The organism is Nonomuraea sp. NPDC046570 (assembly GCF_040645915.1).
In the GTDB taxonomy this organism is placed as follows: Bacteria; Actinomycetota; Actinomycetes; order Streptosporangiales; family Streptosporangiaceae; genus Nonomuraea.
Map to the genome: position 1 here is coordinate 52,262 of NZ_JBEYZF010000006.1, position 13,955 is coordinate 66,216.

Consider the following 13,955-nt stretch of genomic DNA (forward strand, 5'->3'; position numbering starts at 1 on the left):
CAAGCTACGGATCTTCATGCCGGTTGTCCAGAGACGCACTGTTCGATCTGAACGCGGCGTGCCAGGATGAGGGCTCCGATCCGTCGGTTGGAACGGTCGACATCCGGAGAGTCCGATGCACAACGTGCGCGATCTCTTGAAGGACCCGGGCGCCAAGGAGCACGGCAAGCTGCGCGTGCTCCGTACCGTCATGGCGCGGCCGGGGCACCAGTCCGAGCTGGCCAAGCGGGCCGAGCTGTCCAACGCCACCGTCTCCGATGCCGTGCAGGCGCTGCGCAAGGCCGGGATCGTGACGGTGCTGCGCACGGGCAGGGAGTCGCTGGTCAGCCTGGCGCCGACCGAGGGGCTGGCCGTCGGCGTCGAGCTGGGCTACATCAAGTCGATCATCGTGGCGCGGCGCTTCCACCTCTCCCACGAACAGGCCCGTAGCGAGGTGCTGTCCGTCGGCGCGGTCGACGGGCCCGGCGTGTGGGTGCCCAGGATCGTGGAGCGGATCGTGGGCCTGGCCGGCGAGCAGCCCCTGGACATCGCCACCATCGGCCTCGGCGTCCCGCGCATGGTCGATCCGCGGACTCTCGCGCTGACCCCGCCCGTGCTGCCCCCGTGGCGGGAGGGCGACCATCCCGCGGCCGCGCTGGAGGCTGGCCTGCACGCGGCGCTCGCGGCGGGCGGGGCGCGGGCGCCGTTCCCCCGGGTGCTGCTGGACAACGACGCCAACCTGGGGGCGCTCGCCGAGAGCACCTACCGGCACGCGGGCGCCGAGATCGTGCTGTTCGTGAAGGCCTCGACCGGCATCGGGATGGGGCTGTTCATCGGGGGCAAACTGCTCAGGGGGCGCGCGGGGGTCGCGGGCGAGCTCGGCCACGTGGTGGTCGAACCCGGCGGCGCGTTCTGCCAGTGCGGCGGGCGGGGGTGCCTGGAGACGGTCATCGGCTCGGCTGCGCTGCTCGCGCAGGCGGAGGCCGGTTTCGCCGGGCAGGACAGGCCGCGCACGCTGGCGGAGCTGATCGAGGCCGCGCGCCGGGGCAACGCGGTGGGCCGGCGGGTGCTCAGCGAGGCCGGGCTGAACCTGGGCAGGGCGATGGGCAACCTCTGCAACCTGATCAACCCCGACGTGGTGGTGATCGGCGGGACCCTGGCCACCGCGGGCGAGCTGGTCCTGGAGGCGTGCCGGGAGGGGCTGCGCGGGTCGGCCATGGCGGCGGCCTGCCGCGACGGGTTCCAGTTCGTGGTGCACGGCCTCGAGCACGGGGTCGCGCACGGGGCGCTGCTGCTGGGGATCGCCGGGACCACCTACAAGGCCGGTTCTTCGAATTGAACGGTCATGTTCTTTCAGAATGAACGAATGCCCGGCCCGCGCGTATGGGCTGATGTGCGTATTTAACGGTGGCCAGATGATTTATGTGGCTTTCTGGTTCGTATAATCGCGGGGATATCGAGCTACGATTCTCGGGAAACGGGCGGAGCGGATGCGCTAGCGTACGGCCGGTCACCGTATTGGCGAGGGTGGAAGAGAGTGAGACCGATGGCGATCGATCGTTCGAGCCGAAATGACGACGGCCGGGCCGGGGTGCCGCTGCCGTACGAGCCGCCGGAGATTATCGAGCTGGGCAGGATTCGCGATCTGGTCAAGGGCAGTTCGTCGAGCGGGTCGGCCGACGCGAATTCGCAGTATTACTGGTAGGCGGGATTCCGGTGTCTTACTCCGCGGGATTCGTCGCGGTGCTGGGCGAGCCCCCGGCGGCGGTGCCGGGGACCGCGGTGTGGCCCGATCTTCCCGGCTTGCGCGTGTACGGCCCGTGGTTGCCCGGTGAGGTGGTCACCGCCGGGGGGCCACGGGGCCGCCTCCTCGTCCTCGGCCACCGCCTGCCCGCGCCCGAGACCGTCGTCCGCGACTTCGCCGCGGCGCTCGACGCGGACGACCTCGACCGGCTGACCCGCTGGAGCGGGGCGTACACGCTGGTCATCGCGCTGCCCGGCGAGCTCGTCGCCTACACCGACCTGGCCGGGCAGTTCCCGGTGCACTGCTCCACCTCCGGCGGGACCACCGTGCTGAGCGCCCACGCCGGTGTGGTCGCCCGCCTTCACCGGCGTCTTCCCGACCCGCTCACCGCGGCCGCCCGCATCGCCTGCCCCGACGTCCTGCCCCTGTGGTCGGAGCGGTCGGCCTACCGGGAGGTCAGGCGGATCGGCGGCGGCATGGCCGTGCGGATCGGGCCCGGCGGGCCGCGCGTGCGCGCCTACGAGCTCCCGGATCAGGTCCCGCGCCGGCGCGAAGCCTACGGACCGGCCGCGACGGCGCGTGTCCGGGCGGCCCTGCTCGACGCCGTGGACGCGCGGCGGGCGCGCGGCGACCGGCTAGGCGCCGACTTCAGCGGCGGGCTCGACTCCAGTTCGCTGGCCTTCCTGGCCGTGCGCGGCGAGGCCGCGCCGCCGCTGCACGCGGTCACCTACGCCCATCCCGAGGTGCCCGCCGCCGACCTGGCCGAGGCGACCGCCTTCGCGCGGCTCAGCCCCCGCATCCGCCAGGCCGTCGTGCGGGGGAGCGAGGAGACGCTGCCGTACCAGGACCTGGCCGCGGGGGAGTTCGGGTGCTCCGAGCCCGCGCCGACCCTGGTGTCCTGGCGCAGGGCGGCCCTGCGGTTCGCGCACGCGGCCGAGCAGGGGATCGCCGTCCACCTCACCGGCGAAGGCGGCGACGCCTTGTTCGGCGCGCCCCCCGTCCATCTCGCCGAGCTGGCCCGGCGCGGAGCCCTGACCCGGCTGGCCCGCCACTGCGCCGCGCACGCCCGAGCCCGCCACGAGTCGCCCGCCCGGCTCGCCGGACGAGCTGTGGGAACCGCCCTGACCCGCCCCGAGACCGCGCTGCGCCGTCTCGCCGCCACGTTGTCCGGGCCGGCGGATGGTCCGCCCACCTCGCGCTGGCGGGCCGTCCGGTCGAGCCCCGGGGGGCTGGGGTGGGCCGACGCGGTGAGCTGGTGGCCGGTGTGGCCGGAGGCGGTGGGGTGGCTGCGGCCCGAGGCCAGGGCGGGGCTCGCCGCGGCGGTCGCCGAGCCGTCGGTCGCCCATGCCGTGCCCGGCGGGTTCGGCGCTTTCGACCTGGCGACGCTGGCCGAGCTGCGCGCCTCGGCCGACACGCAGTGCTTCATGCGCGAACTGGGGCAGCGGTACGGCGTGGCCGTACACGCGCCCTATCTCGACAACGAGGTGGTGCGCGCCTGCCTGGCCGCTCCCGTGTTCGACCGGGTTGAGGCGGGTGTGCCCAAGCCGCTGCTGTCGTCCGCGCTGCGCGGCCTGGTGCCGGGGCGGGTGCTGGAGCGGCGCGGCAAGGGCGACTACATCGGCGAGGACTACCGCGGCGCCCGCCGGGCGGCGGCGGAACTCGGCGCGCTGTTCACCGGCAGCAGGCTCGCGGCGGCCGGGGTCGTCGACGACGCGGCGGTACGGCGCTCGCTGACCCGCCTGACCGCGGGAGTGGCGATCCCCATGGGCCCCTTCAACCGGCTCGTGGCGACCGAGGTCTGGCTCAGGAAGGTCGCGCGATGAAGATCCGCATCCCCGCTCAGGTCCACTACGAGGAGCAGGAGCACGGCGGTCTGGTGGTGATGGATCGCCGGACCGGCCTGATCCACGGGTTCAGCGCGACCGCGCGGCTGATGTGGCGCGAGTGGGAGGCGGGCGGCGGTCTGGAGGAGGCCGTCGGCGAGGTGGCCGCCCGCCACCCCGAGGTGGCGCACGACCGCATCAGAGCCGACGCCGAACGCTTCCTGCACGACCTGCTGCGCCGAGGACTCGTCGAACCCGGCACCGGCCTCGACGAGACGGTTTCCAAGAGTGCCGGACGGCCGCTGGAAGGCGAGGCGTCGGGGATGGCCGGGCGGGCGGCGCTCAAGAACGCGGCGGCCGGGTGGGCGCTCCAGAGCGCCGCGTTCGTCGTCCTCGTGGTCGCCTTGGCACTCGTGAGACTGCCGTTCAGAGTGCCTTACGCCGTGGTCACGGCGCTGCACGGACGCTGGTGCGCGGCCGAGCCGGACGAGGCGGAGGCGCGACGGATCGTGGCGGCGGCGGAGACGGCCGCCCGGTGGTGGCCGGGGCGGGCGGCGTGCCTGGAGGAGTCGCTCGCCGCCGTCCTGCTGGCCGCCTGCGTACGGCGGCGGCTCACCTGGTGCCTGGGCGCGCGGACCGATCCCTACCGATTTCACGCCTGGGTCGAGACGGGCGGCCGACCTGTCGTGCCGCCCGGCGCTCCGGGATTCCAGCGAATCCTGTCAGCCTGAAAGTATCGGCGGGTAGCACGCCTGCCATTCACGTCAATTCGACGAATCGGCGGGCGAGTTGTTCCGACTGAAAGATCTGGTCGATTATCAAGGCGTTCAGCGGCCATTTCGCATCGTTGTTCACACCTATTACCTGTGCCTATTCTTGGTGACGTAATCCGACCCATTCGCAAGGAGGAGGGCGTCGTGGGTAGGTTCAAGTTCAAGTTCGAGATGAACTCGCCGCCGAGCTGGTTCTGGCTGGCCGCGGTCATCGTCGTGGCGATTCTGGTCAAGGAGAACGGCGAGGTGCTGATCCGCTGGATCTGACGGGCGACAGGGCCACTCACCCGAGTGAGTGGCCTTTTCTGCGCGCCGGAGAGCCGGGTCAGGAGACCTCGACGCGGAGCGCGTCCACGGCGGTTCGGGCGTGCGCCAGGCCGGCCTCGTCGTCGGCGGTGAGCAGGATGTAGCCGAGCTTCGCCCCCGCCTGGTCGTATGGGCCGACGAGGTCGCCGGGCCGTACCGCCAGCACGACCTCCGCCGCAGGCAGCCGGTCGAGTCCGTGCACGGCGACCAGCCGCCCGGAGCGGGGGGCGGCCAGTATGTGGCAGGCGCCCCAGCGGCGGGCGCGGGGCACCAGGTCGACCGGGTCGTCGAGGGCAGCGCGTACGCAGATCTCCAGCGCGTCCAGGCCGTGGGTGAGGCCGAGCAGCTCGCCGAGCCCGTTGCCGCCCAGCCTGGCGCCCATCTCGATCAGCACCACCTCGCCGCCCTCCGTCACCACCGCGTCGGCGGTCAGCGACCCCCAGCGGTAGCCGAGCTCGGCGCAGATCTTGTCGAGTACGGCCCGCACGGGCTCGCCCGACCCCGGCGCCATCTCCTGCGCGAGCGTGATGAAGCGCGGCGGCGGCGTCATGGTCCTGCGCCCGATCCCGAGCAGCGCCACCCGGCCCTCCTGCACCACGGCCTCGATCGACACGTGCGCGCCCGGCACGTACTCCTCGGCGATGACCGGGCCGTACGCGGCGGCGACGGCCACGGCGGCGGGCAGCTCGGCGGGCTCCGCGCAGGGTGTGACACCGCGGCTGCCGTTCTGGCCCGTCGGCTTGACGATGATCGGGAAGCGCAGCGCCCGCGCCCCGGCCAGCACCGCGCCGGGCGGCCCCGACACATGCCGCGGACCCGGCAGGCCCAGGTCGTCGCAGAGATGCCGAAAGAAGGCCTTGTCCACCGACGCGCGCACCGCCGTCTCCGACAGCCCGTACGGCAGGCCGAGCCGCCTGGCCAGCGCGAGCTGCGCGGGCAGGTTCACGTCACTGGCGGGCGACAGCACCGCCGCGACGTTCCGCCGCCCGTGCAGCGCGGCGGCGACGGCGTCCACGTCGCGGGTGCTCAGCGGGAGGAACTCGTCGGCCTCGGCGGCGGCGGGCGCGTCCCGCCTGACGTCCACGCAGATCGTCCGCACGCCGAGCCGCCGGGCCGCGCGCACCGTGGTGAGGGCGCCGTCCGCGCCGCCCAGCAGAATCAGTTCCCGCACAGCAGTTCCTCAGCGTCGACGGGCAGGTTCGCCACCCTGATCACGTACGGCGGAGGCCGGGGCTGGTCGCGCGCCACCTGGATCACGTACCGGCCGACGACGGCCAGCGCCACCAGCCCGAGCGCGAGCGGATAACGCACGTCCACCCCGGGCACCAGGCACAACAGCGCGCCCACCAGGCATCCGGCCACGGCGAACGCCATCGGCCGGTGCGAGAAGCCGAAGAACAGCCCGGCCACGTGCACGGCCAGCCCGCGAACGCTCACCTTGGACCGCCCGCGCGCCCTGGCCCGGTGCTCGACCGGCACCGTCGTCCAGGCGCTGGTCAGCCTGGGCAGGGTGGCCAGGAAGTACGGCGTGCCGAGCCGCAGGTCCACGATCCGCCGCGCGAGCGCCGCCCGCACCAGCCGGAACGTGGTGCCGCCCGGCGGCAGCTCGATGCCCAGCAGGCGGCGCGCGACGAACTGGTAGGCGGTGGTGGCCAGCCGGCGCAGCGGCGGGTCGCGGCGCTCGGCCCGGACGCCGAAGACCGCGTCGAAGCCGCCGAGCTCGGCCTCGTGCAGCAGCCGCCTGCCCTCGGCGGGCGGGAACTGCAGGTCGGCGTCCAGATGCAGGATCCACTCCTTGCGCGCGTAGCGGTACCCGGCGGCGAAGGCCGCCTCGATGCCGAAGTTGCGGGTGAAGGAGATGTAGGCGACCCGGGGGTCCTCGGCCGCGAGGTCGCGGATCAGCGCCAGCGTCGCGTCGGTGCTGCCGTCGTCGACGAACAGCACCTCCAGGTCGTGGCCGCCCAGCTCGGCGACGATCTCCCGGTAGGCGGGCACGACGTTGTCGGCCTCGTTGAGGCAGAGCACGACCACGCTGAGCCCGCTCATCGGCGCAGCACCCGCATCGCGGTGTTCATCGCCTGCCGTACCGCCTGGTCCATGTCGATGTAGGCGTAGGTGGCCAGTCGGCCGCAGGTGTGGCGGGGCGGTCCCGGCAGTGCGGCCAGCGCGTTCTGGTAGCGGCGTTGCAGGCGCCGGTTCTCGCCCGCGACGTCGTCCACGGGGTAGTGCCGGGCCGGTGAGCCCGGCCGTTCGTAGGCGACCACGGTGCCTGGTCCCTCCTGACCGCTCATCCACTTGGTCTCGATGGCGCGCGTGTACGGCTGGTCGAGGCTCGGATGGTTGACCACGGCGCACGGCAGCAGCCGCTCCACGCCGGGCAGGTAGTGCAGGGTCTGGCCGACGCCGCGCCACGGCAGCCGCCCCAGGTCCTCGCCGAAGAACTCGTCGAGCGCGCAGGTCAGCACGATCGCCGAAGCGCCGTCGGTCAGGGAGTCCCAGTCGGCGACGGTCACCGGCTGCCCCATCACCACCTCGGCGGGCCGTAGCAGCTCGTCGACCAGCCGGGTGTACCCGCCTTCGGGCCATCCCTGGAAGGGGTCGCGGAACAGGTGACGGTAGCCGTCGTCGCGCAGCTCGATCCGCTTGGGCGCCCACACCGCGGCCAGCTCGCGCGGGTCCCGGCCCCACTGCTTCCTGGTGTAGCCCTCGACGAACTCCCGGTAGAGCGTCTCGCCCATGAGGTCGACACACCAGGTCTCGAAGTTGTCCGGGCGCGGCCGGGCGGGACGGGCGGCCAGCTCGCGCTCGATCACCGGCCACTCGGGGAGCGCGGCCAGCTCGCCGAGCTGCGGCGGCCAGCTCAGCGTGGTCCCGAACACCTGGGTGCGCACCAGATGCCGGTACGGCCGCATGGTGACGAACCGGTTGACCAGCTTCCACACCTCGGCGTCCCTGGTGTGGAAGATGTGCGCGCCGTGCGGCTCGTACAGCACGCCGGCGGCCTCGGCGGTGCGGAGCTGGCCGCCCCACACCGGGGCGGCCTCGAACACCTGCACCGCCAGGCCCGCCTCGTGCAGCAGGCGCGCCGTCACCGCGCCCGCCAGGCCGCCGCCGATGATCCGAACCGTCTGCACCCTGGCGCGACCCCCGTCTCAGCTCTGTGGTGGGGTGCGCCGCCGTACCGGGACGGACAGGGCCAGGGCGGCGAGCACCAGGTGGATCCCGATGAACACGTACGCCTCGGTCGCCGAGGGCGGGTGGCCCAGGAAGACCGTCATGTGCGAGGCCCAGCGCCACACCTCGGGGATGTCCTGGCCGTTGACGACCAGGACGGCGAGGTCCTCGATGCCGGACAACTGCAGCAGCATGAGCACGGCCGACAGCCGCAGCGTCAGCTCCCGCGACCCCCCGCCCAGCCGGAAGGCGAGCAGCAGCCCGAGGATCATGAACGGCACCATGAGCAGGAACAGGTAGTAGATCTCGTCGAACATCCCCGCCTTGCCCGCCTCCATCCGCACGGCGGCGTAGAAGATCTTCGGCGTGAACCAGCAGAAGAAGACCAGGAACACCCCGATGATCCCGATCGCCCCGAGCTTGAGGCGCTTCGCCCACGCCACGTCGAGGTAGGCGATGGCGACACTGGCGCTGACGTACGGCGTGAGCTTGCCCAGCAGCGTCCACACCGAGGTGAGGGTCCGCTCGTGCGGCAGCAGCAGCGCCACGGCGAGGGTGAGCACCGCGGTGACGGCGCCCGCGATCAGCGTGACACGGTTGGCCGGCCAGAACGGCGCGAGTTCTGCTGGCGTGGTGGGTGGCGACTCGCGTTCCGAACGCAACATCCGGCTCCCTCGGCGAACTGACCCCGTTGGCCGTCACTATGACATGATTTCTACGGATTTACAGGTCCTTGTCATGGGGGCATATGTGACAAATTCTCGGCATTTGGCTGGCGCTTGTGTGCAGTGCGGGCGTGAGGATGGAATTCAGCCTCTTCCGCGCCGTCGCCGCTCCTGGTGCCGCCGTTGCGGCGCCGTAGCCGCTCCCGTTGCCGCTGGTCCTGTCCGTGATGAACTGCTCGATTTCATGCCCGAGGAGATGGTGCGCTGGTTACGGGCCACCGCCAAGGGGTCATTTAAGCTGGATAAATCCAATTACTATGGCTTTTACTCTCGTTACGACCATCGGTATGAAACGGGATTACCGGCCATGTCGCGGGTGGTCGGGCTGCTGCAGCGCCGGTGCTACGACCGGGCGCGGGTGGTGGAGGAGCTGGGCGGAGCCGCCGAACGGGTCGCGTACGCCCGCCGATGGCTCGCCGGGCCGGGCAGGGACTGGGCCTGGATCGTGGTGGGGGTGCCGGAGAACGGCCCGCCCGACGTGCCCGCCGACGCGGTCGAATCGGCCATCGACCGGCTGCGCACCGAGGGCACCTGGCCCCCCGAGGACGCCCGAGCCCTGGTCACCGCCTTGTTCGGCATCGAGGGCGGCGGGCCCGGACCACGCCACCTGCTGGAAACCTTCCCCGCCGACCAACTCGCCACGGCCCTGCGCGCCTACCTGACCGACGGCACCCGCCCGCTGCGCACCCTGGTGCTGAACGCGCTGGAGGAGGACGGGTGAGCCTGCGGGTGGAACTGGCCGACCCGTTGTCCGAAGGGCCGCCCGACGGCTGGGACCGGTTCGTCACCGACGCGGGCTGGGGCGGGCTGTGGCGCTTCGACGTGCTGCGAAGCCTCGCCGGGGCCGCCCAGGCGCCGACACTGCTGGCCCTGGTCGCCGACGCGTCGGGGCACCCGTGGGCCGCCTTCCACGCCCGCCACCTCGGCCTGCCGGGCAGCCCCCTGACGTTCGCCGCGCCCGGCAGGTGGCCGTGGACGGGGCTGGTCGAGTGCCGGCACCAGCCGAGCGCGTCACTGCCGGGCCACGTCTTCGCCGCCGGCCTGGACGAGCGCGGCCGGGCCGAGGCGTCCGCCGCCTTCGCCGCCGCGCTGCGCCGCAGGCTCCGCGCCCGGTACACCGCCCTCGTCCACCGCACGCTGACCGCGTCCGACCTGCGCTCCATCCGCGGCCCGCTGACCCTGAAGGTCAAACCGCACCTGGCCATCGAGATCGCCTGGCCCGACTTCGACGGCTACCTGGCGTCGCTGCCCGGCGACCGGCGCAGGGAGATGCGCAGATCGCGGCGGGCGATCGACGAGGACGTCACCGTGAGCTGGGAACCGGGCGTCGACCCGCGCGACGCGGCCCGCCTGGCCGAGACCGTCCGCCGGCGGCACCGCTCCCGCCGCCACATCGCCCCACCTGTGCCCGAGCGCTACTTCGCCCTGCTCGGCCAGGCCCCCGAGGTGCACTTCCTCACCTACCGCGACCACCGCGCCGCGCTGCTCGGCTTCGTGGCCGTCCACGACACCGGAACCCGCCTGATCAGCCTGCTCTGGGGCGCCCCCGACCACACCGAGGGCGGCAGACCCGGCCTGTACTTCGACCTCTACCCCCGCCTCGTCGAACGCGCGATCCAGCTCGGGCGCACCACCCTCGACCTGGGCAAGGGCCTCCCCGAGGTCAAGACCCGCTACGGCGCCACCCCACACGCCCGCCACATCGTGGTGGTCGCCCGGTGAACCCGCCTGGAGCCCGGCTGCTGATCTTCCTGGTCGCCGGCCGCAGCATGTTCAGACTCGTCATGTACGGCTCCGCCGCGCTCCTCCTCCCGGTCTGGGGCACCGGCGCCTACGGCGGGTACGCGGCCGCGGCCGGCGCCTTCTTCTGGCTGACCGCGCTCACCTCCACCGGCCCGGAGAAGGCCGCGCTGAACCTGCTGGCCAGAGCCCGCAGAACGCACCGGCCCCTGCTCGGCGCGGTCCTGGCCTTCGCCTGCGGGATGTCCCTGCCCCCGGCCGCCGCGTTCACCGTCGCCGCCGTGGTCGCCCGCCCCGCCACACCGACCCTGTACCTCGGCCTGGCCGCCGTCGCTGTCGCGCTCGGCGCCAACGCGCTGCTGGTGGGCCTGCTCAGGGTCACCGGGCGTCCCAAGGGTGACGCGGTCAACTATGTGCTGCTGGCCGTGGCGTACGGGCTGGTGACCGTGACCACCGTCGTGGGCGGGCTGTCGCCCCTGGCGTACGTCACCGGGCAGCTTGTCGCGCTGACCGTCGCCAACCTGGTGCTCGTCGCCGTGCTCGGGGTTCCGGGGGTGCGGGCCAGGCCGGGGCTGCTACGGCTGCTGGCGGGCACCGCGCTGCTGATGGGCGCCTCCGAGCTGGGCGTGCACGCGGCGATGAGCGCGCTGTTCGTCGAGCTGACGCTGACCGGCTGGCCGCCGGTGCACGCCGCCGCGCTGTACCTCGCCGACATCGGCTGGTCGGCCGGGGTCACCCTGATGTTCTACGCCTTCCGGATCTTCCAGCCGGGCACCGCGCTGCGGCTGGCCGCCGGGGGCGCGCCCGCCGCGCTGCGCCGCGCGCACGGGCTGGCCGGATGGGCGGCGGGCTGGAGCGCCTGCTGGACGGCGGGCTGGGGCCTGGCGCTGCCCACCCTGGACGGGTACGGCCTGCCGCCGCTGCTGGCGGCCATGCTGGTGACCAAGGCCCCCGGCTTCCTGCTGCTCAACCTGGCCGTCTTCACCATGGAGAACGCCGACGCCAGGTCGCTGCGGGTGGCCGCGCTGGGCTCGCTGCTCGGCATGGCGGCCGTGGTCCTGCTGGGCGCGCTGCTCGTCCCCGCGCTGGGCGCGCCGGGGGCGATCTGCGCGGCCGGGGCGATGGAGGCGATCCAGGCGGCCACGATTCTGCGAGGCCGCCGCTCTTCCCCGCCCGTAGATCGCTAGGTACGTTTCTGGATATCAGGTGACACCGGAGGAACCACATGTTCGTCCTCGGGCTCAACCAGCACCACGATTCGGCCGCGGCGCTCCTGTACGAGGGGCAGATCGTCGCCTTCGCCGAAGAGGAACGGTTCACCCGGATCAAGCACGACGGCGCCTTCCCCGTCGAAGCGATCCGCTACTGCCTGCGCGAGGCGGGCATCACGCTCGGCGACCTCGACCACGTCGCCTACTTCTGGCAGGGCCGCCGCGAGATCGCCTTCGCCGCCCGCCACTTCCTGCGCCACTTCCCCGCCTCCCTCGACGCGCTCCGCGCCGAACGCGACGAGCTCGCGCCCAAGGCCACCAGCCTGCTCGGCACCCTGCGCAACTCCTTCACCCTCGGCAAGGACCTCAGAACCCGCCTCGGCCACGCCGGCCCCACCCACTACCGCGTCCACCTCGTCGACCACCACCCCGCCCACGCCGCCAGCGCCTACTACCTGTCCGGCTTCGACAGCTCCGCCATCCTCACCTGGGACGGCCTCGGCAGCGACGGCACCTCCACCTACCTCGCCACCGGCGACGGCGACCGCATCGACGACCTGCGCCGCGTCAAGTTCCCGCACTCCCTGGGCGCGCTGTACGCCAGCGTCACCACTCACCTCGGCTTCAAACCGAACCGCGACGAGGGCAAGGTCATGGGCCTGGCCGCGTACGGCACGCCCGTCCACGTCGAGGCGTTCAAGTCGCTGGTCAGGCTCGGCGACGAGGGCCGCTACCGGCTCGACCTGAGCTGGTTCCGGCACCACACCGCGGCCAGGTTCCAGATGTCGCCGAAGTTCACCGAGGCGTTCGGACCGCCGCGCCCGCCCGCGTACGGGATGGTCGAGCAGCACTACGCCGACCTCGCCTACGCGCTGCAGCACACGCTGGAGGAGGCGTGCCTGCACGTGGCGCGATACTTGCAGCGGCGCACCGGGCGGACCCGGCTGTGCACGGCCGGGGGAGTGGCGCTGAACAGCGTCATGAACGGCCGGATCCTGGCCGAGACCGGCTTCGAGGAGTTCTTCGCCCAGCCCGCCGCCTCCGACGACGGCTCCGCGCTCGGCGCCGCCCTGGTGGTCAGCACCCGGCTGCTGGGGCGGCGGACGCCGGGGCCGTACATCTACCTCGGCCCGGCCTTCGGCGAGCAGGAGATGGAGCGGGCGCTGGCCGCGGCGGGGCTGACCTACCGCAAGGAGGCCGACATCGCCGCCACCGCCGCCAAGGCGCTGGCCGACGGCAAGGTCATGGGCTGGTTCCAGGGGCGGATGGAGTGCGGGCCGAGGGCGCTGGGCAACCGGTCGATCCTGGCCGACCCGCGCAGCCCGTACACCAAGGACCGGCTCAACGAGAAGGTCAAGCACCGCGAGCCGTTCCGGCCGTTCGCGCCCGCTTGCCTGGCCGAGCGGGCCGCCGACTACTTCGTCGGCGCCCACCCCTCGCCGGTGATGCTGCTGGTCTCCGACGTGCTGGAACACCGCAGGGCGGAGGTCCCGGCGATCACGCACGCCGACGGCACGGCCCGGGTACAGACGGTGGCGCGGGACGACAACCCCGCCTACTACGACCTGATCGCCAGGTTCGCCGAACTCACCGGCGTGCCCATGGTCGTCAACACCTCCTTCAACGACAACGACGAACCGATCGTGTGCACGCCCGAGGACGCGGTGCGCTGCTACCTGAAGACCGACATCGACGCGCTCGCCCTCGGCCCCTACTGGACGGAGAAGGCCTGACCCGGGACGGCGGGGCGGCCGTGCGCCGCGCACACCACCATCGTGGGCAGCCCGGCCAGCACGTCGACGAGCGTCGGCCTGCGCCGGTCGAGCGCGGTGAGCGACACCCCGCCGGGGGTACGGCGGGCGTGGAAACGCCGCCAGTTCAGGTGGTAGGCGGCGCACTCCTCCCGCCAGGTGCCGAGGTAGCCGAGCCACCGGTCGTACAGCAGCAGGCCGCCCGCGCCCCCCGACCTGGTCACCCGCGTCACGGGCACGCCGAGCTCCGGTTCGAGCCGGTCCAGTTCGGCCGCGCCGCCCACCAGCAGAGCACCGCCCGCCGCCGAGGCCAGCTCGGCGGGCGCCTGGAGCAGGCCTGGCCGCCGGGCGGGGCCGCCGGTGTCGGCGTCCGGCGCGAGCACGGTGGCGTAAGGGGCCGGTCCCACGCGGCGCCAGTCGACCAGTGCCTCGCGCACCTCCAGCACCGGCAGGCCGCGCCGGAGCAGCCCGGCGGAGACCAGCGCGTCCCTGAGTGGTCCCGGGTCGCCGATCCAGAGGCTGGGCTCCCGCTCGGGACGCCACGGCCTGGCCAGCGGGCACAGCCGATAGAGCTCGGGCAGCAGCTCGGCGATCGGCGTCGGCCGTACCCCGTGCTCGCGGTAGTAGGGCACCTCGGTCAGGGCCCGGCGACGGCGTCGCCGATAGGCGGTCTCCCACGCGCGCGGCCGGAACCCGATCACTCGGTGATCCTAACGCGGGCCACCTAGA

At 73.0% G+C, this 13,955-nt stretch carries 14 protein-coding genes; 9 read left to right on the forward strand and 5 right to left on the reverse strand.

Annotation, left to right across the window (positions count from 1 at the left end; translation table 11 throughout):
- Nucleotides 1–124 precede the first annotated feature (124 nt).
- The 5 genes from ABZ911_RS12100 to ABZ911_RS12120 all read left to right on the forward strand — a co-directional run bounded on the left by ABZ911_RS12100 (nt 125) and on the right by ABZ911_RS12120 (nt 4,586).
- Nucleotides 125–1,318: an ROK family transcriptional regulator gene (locus ABZ911_RS12100; protein ID WP_358054554.1), complete on the forward strand. Its 1,194-nt coding sequence runs from the start codon at nt 125–127 to the stop codon at nt 1,316–1,318.
- A 207-nt stretch (nt 1,319–1,525) separates the two neighbouring features.
- On the forward strand, nt 1,526–1,684 hold the full coding sequence (locus ABZ911_RS12105; RefSeq protein WP_358054555.1) for a lasso RiPP family leader peptide-containing protein: 159 nt from the start codon (nt 1,526–1,528) through the stop codon (nt 1,682–1,684).
- Between the two features lie 11 nt (nt 1,685–1,695).
- Entirely contained in the window at nt 1,696–3,546 is a 1,851-nt protein-coding gene (locus ABZ911_RS12110; protein ID WP_358054556.1) for an asparagine synthase-related protein, read from the forward strand.
- Nucleotides 3,543–4,277, forward strand: coding sequence for a lasso peptide biosynthesis B2 protein (locus ABZ911_RS12115; RefSeq protein ID WP_358054557.1), 735 nt, complete (start codon nt 3,543–3,545; stop codon nt 4,275–4,277). Before ABZ911_RS12110 ends, ABZ911_RS12115 begins: the two co-directional genes overlap by 4 nt.
- A gap of 186 nt (nt 4,278–4,463) precedes the next feature.
- The gene (locus tag ABZ911_RS12120) at nt 4,464–4,586 is read left to right on the forward strand and encodes a hypothetical protein (protein WP_358054558.1); all 123 of its coding nucleotides are present in this window, start codon (nt 4,464–4,466) and stop codon (nt 4,584–4,586) included.
- Nucleotides 4,587–4,644: 58 nt separating this feature from the next.
- Here the strand turns inward: ABZ911_RS12120 and ABZ911_RS12125 are convergent, their stop codons facing one another.
- The 4 genes from ABZ911_RS12125 to ABZ911_RS12140 are packed head-to-tail and all read right to left on the reverse strand — an operon-like array spanning nt 4,645 to nt 8,464.
- The gene (locus ABZ911_RS12125; protein ID WP_358054559.1) at nt 4,645–5,796 is read right to left on the reverse strand and encodes an ATP-grasp domain-containing protein; all 1,152 of its coding nucleotides are present in this window, start codon (nt 5,794–5,796) and stop codon (nt 4,645–4,647) included.
- A complete protein-coding gene (locus ABZ911_RS12130; RefSeq protein ID WP_358054560.1) occupies nt 5,784–6,671 on the reverse strand; it encodes a glycosyltransferase family 2 protein in 888 nt (295 codons plus the stop codon). Before ABZ911_RS12130 ends, ABZ911_RS12125 begins: the two co-directional genes overlap by 13 nt.
- Nucleotides 6,668–7,759: a UDP-galactopyranose mutase gene (locus tag ABZ911_RS12135; protein WP_358054561.1), complete on the reverse strand. Its 1,092-nt coding sequence runs from the start codon at nt 7,757–7,759 to the stop codon at nt 6,668–6,670. The genes ABZ911_RS12130 and ABZ911_RS12135 overlap by 4 nt, the downstream gene beginning before the upstream one ends.
- A gap of 18 nt (nt 7,760–7,777) precedes the next feature.
- Nucleotides 7,778–8,464 carry a hypothetical protein gene (locus ABZ911_RS12140; protein WP_358054562.1) on the reverse strand — a complete coding sequence of 229 codons (687 nt, stop codon included), beginning with the start codon at nt 8,462–8,464 and terminating at the stop codon, nt 7,778–7,780.
- 367 nt (nt 8,465–8,831) lie between these two features.
- Here ABZ911_RS12140 and ABZ911_RS12145 point away from each other — a divergent pair, with 367 nt between their 5' ends.
- From ABZ911_RS12145 to ABZ911_RS12160, 4 genes are read left to right on the forward strand one after another with little or no spacing between them, the layout of a single operon-like run.
- Nucleotides 8,832–9,245: a hypothetical protein gene (locus tag ABZ911_RS12145; protein WP_358054563.1), complete on the forward strand. Its 414-nt coding sequence runs from the start codon at nt 8,832–8,834 to the stop codon at nt 9,243–9,245.
- The gene (locus ABZ911_RS12150) at nt 9,242–10,246 is read left to right on the forward strand and encodes a GNAT family N-acetyltransferase (protein ID WP_358054564.1); all 1,005 of its coding nucleotides are present in this window, start codon (nt 9,242–9,244) and stop codon (nt 10,244–10,246) included. Before ABZ911_RS12145 ends, ABZ911_RS12150 begins: the two co-directional genes overlap by 4 nt.
- A complete protein-coding gene (locus ABZ911_RS12155; protein WP_358054565.1) occupies nt 10,243–11,451 on the forward strand; it encodes a hypothetical protein in 1,209 nt (402 codons plus the stop codon). The genes ABZ911_RS12150 and ABZ911_RS12155 overlap by 4 nt, the downstream gene beginning before the upstream one ends.
- 38 nt (nt 11,452–11,489) lie before the next feature.
- The gene (locus ABZ911_RS12160) at nt 11,490–13,208 is read left to right on the forward strand and encodes a carbamoyltransferase C-terminal domain-containing protein (RefSeq protein ID WP_358054566.1); all 1,719 of its coding nucleotides are present in this window, start codon (nt 11,490–11,492) and stop codon (nt 13,206–13,208) included.
- Here the strand turns inward: ABZ911_RS12160 and ABZ911_RS12165 are convergent.
- Entirely contained in the window at nt 13,187–13,927 is a 741-nt protein-coding gene (locus tag ABZ911_RS12165; protein WP_358054567.1) for a hypothetical protein, read from the reverse strand. The two genes, ABZ911_RS12160 and ABZ911_RS12165, sit on opposite strands and share 22 nt — an antisense overlap.
- Between the last annotated feature and the right edge of the window lie 28 nt (nt 13,928–13,955).

Coding starts and splice junctions, on each gene's coding strand:
- ABZ911_RS12160 (WP_358054566.1), top strand. CDS start 11,490: ATGTTCGTCCTCGGGCTCAACCAGCACCACGATTCGGCCGCGGCGCTC.
- ABZ911_RS12130 (WP_358054560.1), bottom strand. CDS start 6,671: ATGAGCGGGCTCAGCGTGGTCGTGCTCTGCCTCAACGAGGCCGACAAC.
- ABZ911_RS12140 (WP_358054562.1), bottom strand. CDS start 8,464: ATGTTGCGTTCGGAACGCGAGTCGCCACCCACCACGCCAGCAGAACTC.
- ABZ911_RS12145 (WP_358054563.1), top strand. CDS start 8,832: ATGTCGCGGGTGGTCGGGCTGCTGCAGCGCCGGTGCTACGACCGGGCG.
- ABZ911_RS12115 (WP_358054557.1), top strand. CDS start 3,543: ATGAAGATCCGCATCCCCGCTCAGGTCCACTACGAGGAGCAGGAGCAC.
- ABZ911_RS12105 (WP_358054555.1), top strand. CDS start 1,526: ATGGCGATCGATCGTTCGAGCCGAAATGACGACGGCCGGGCCGGGGTG.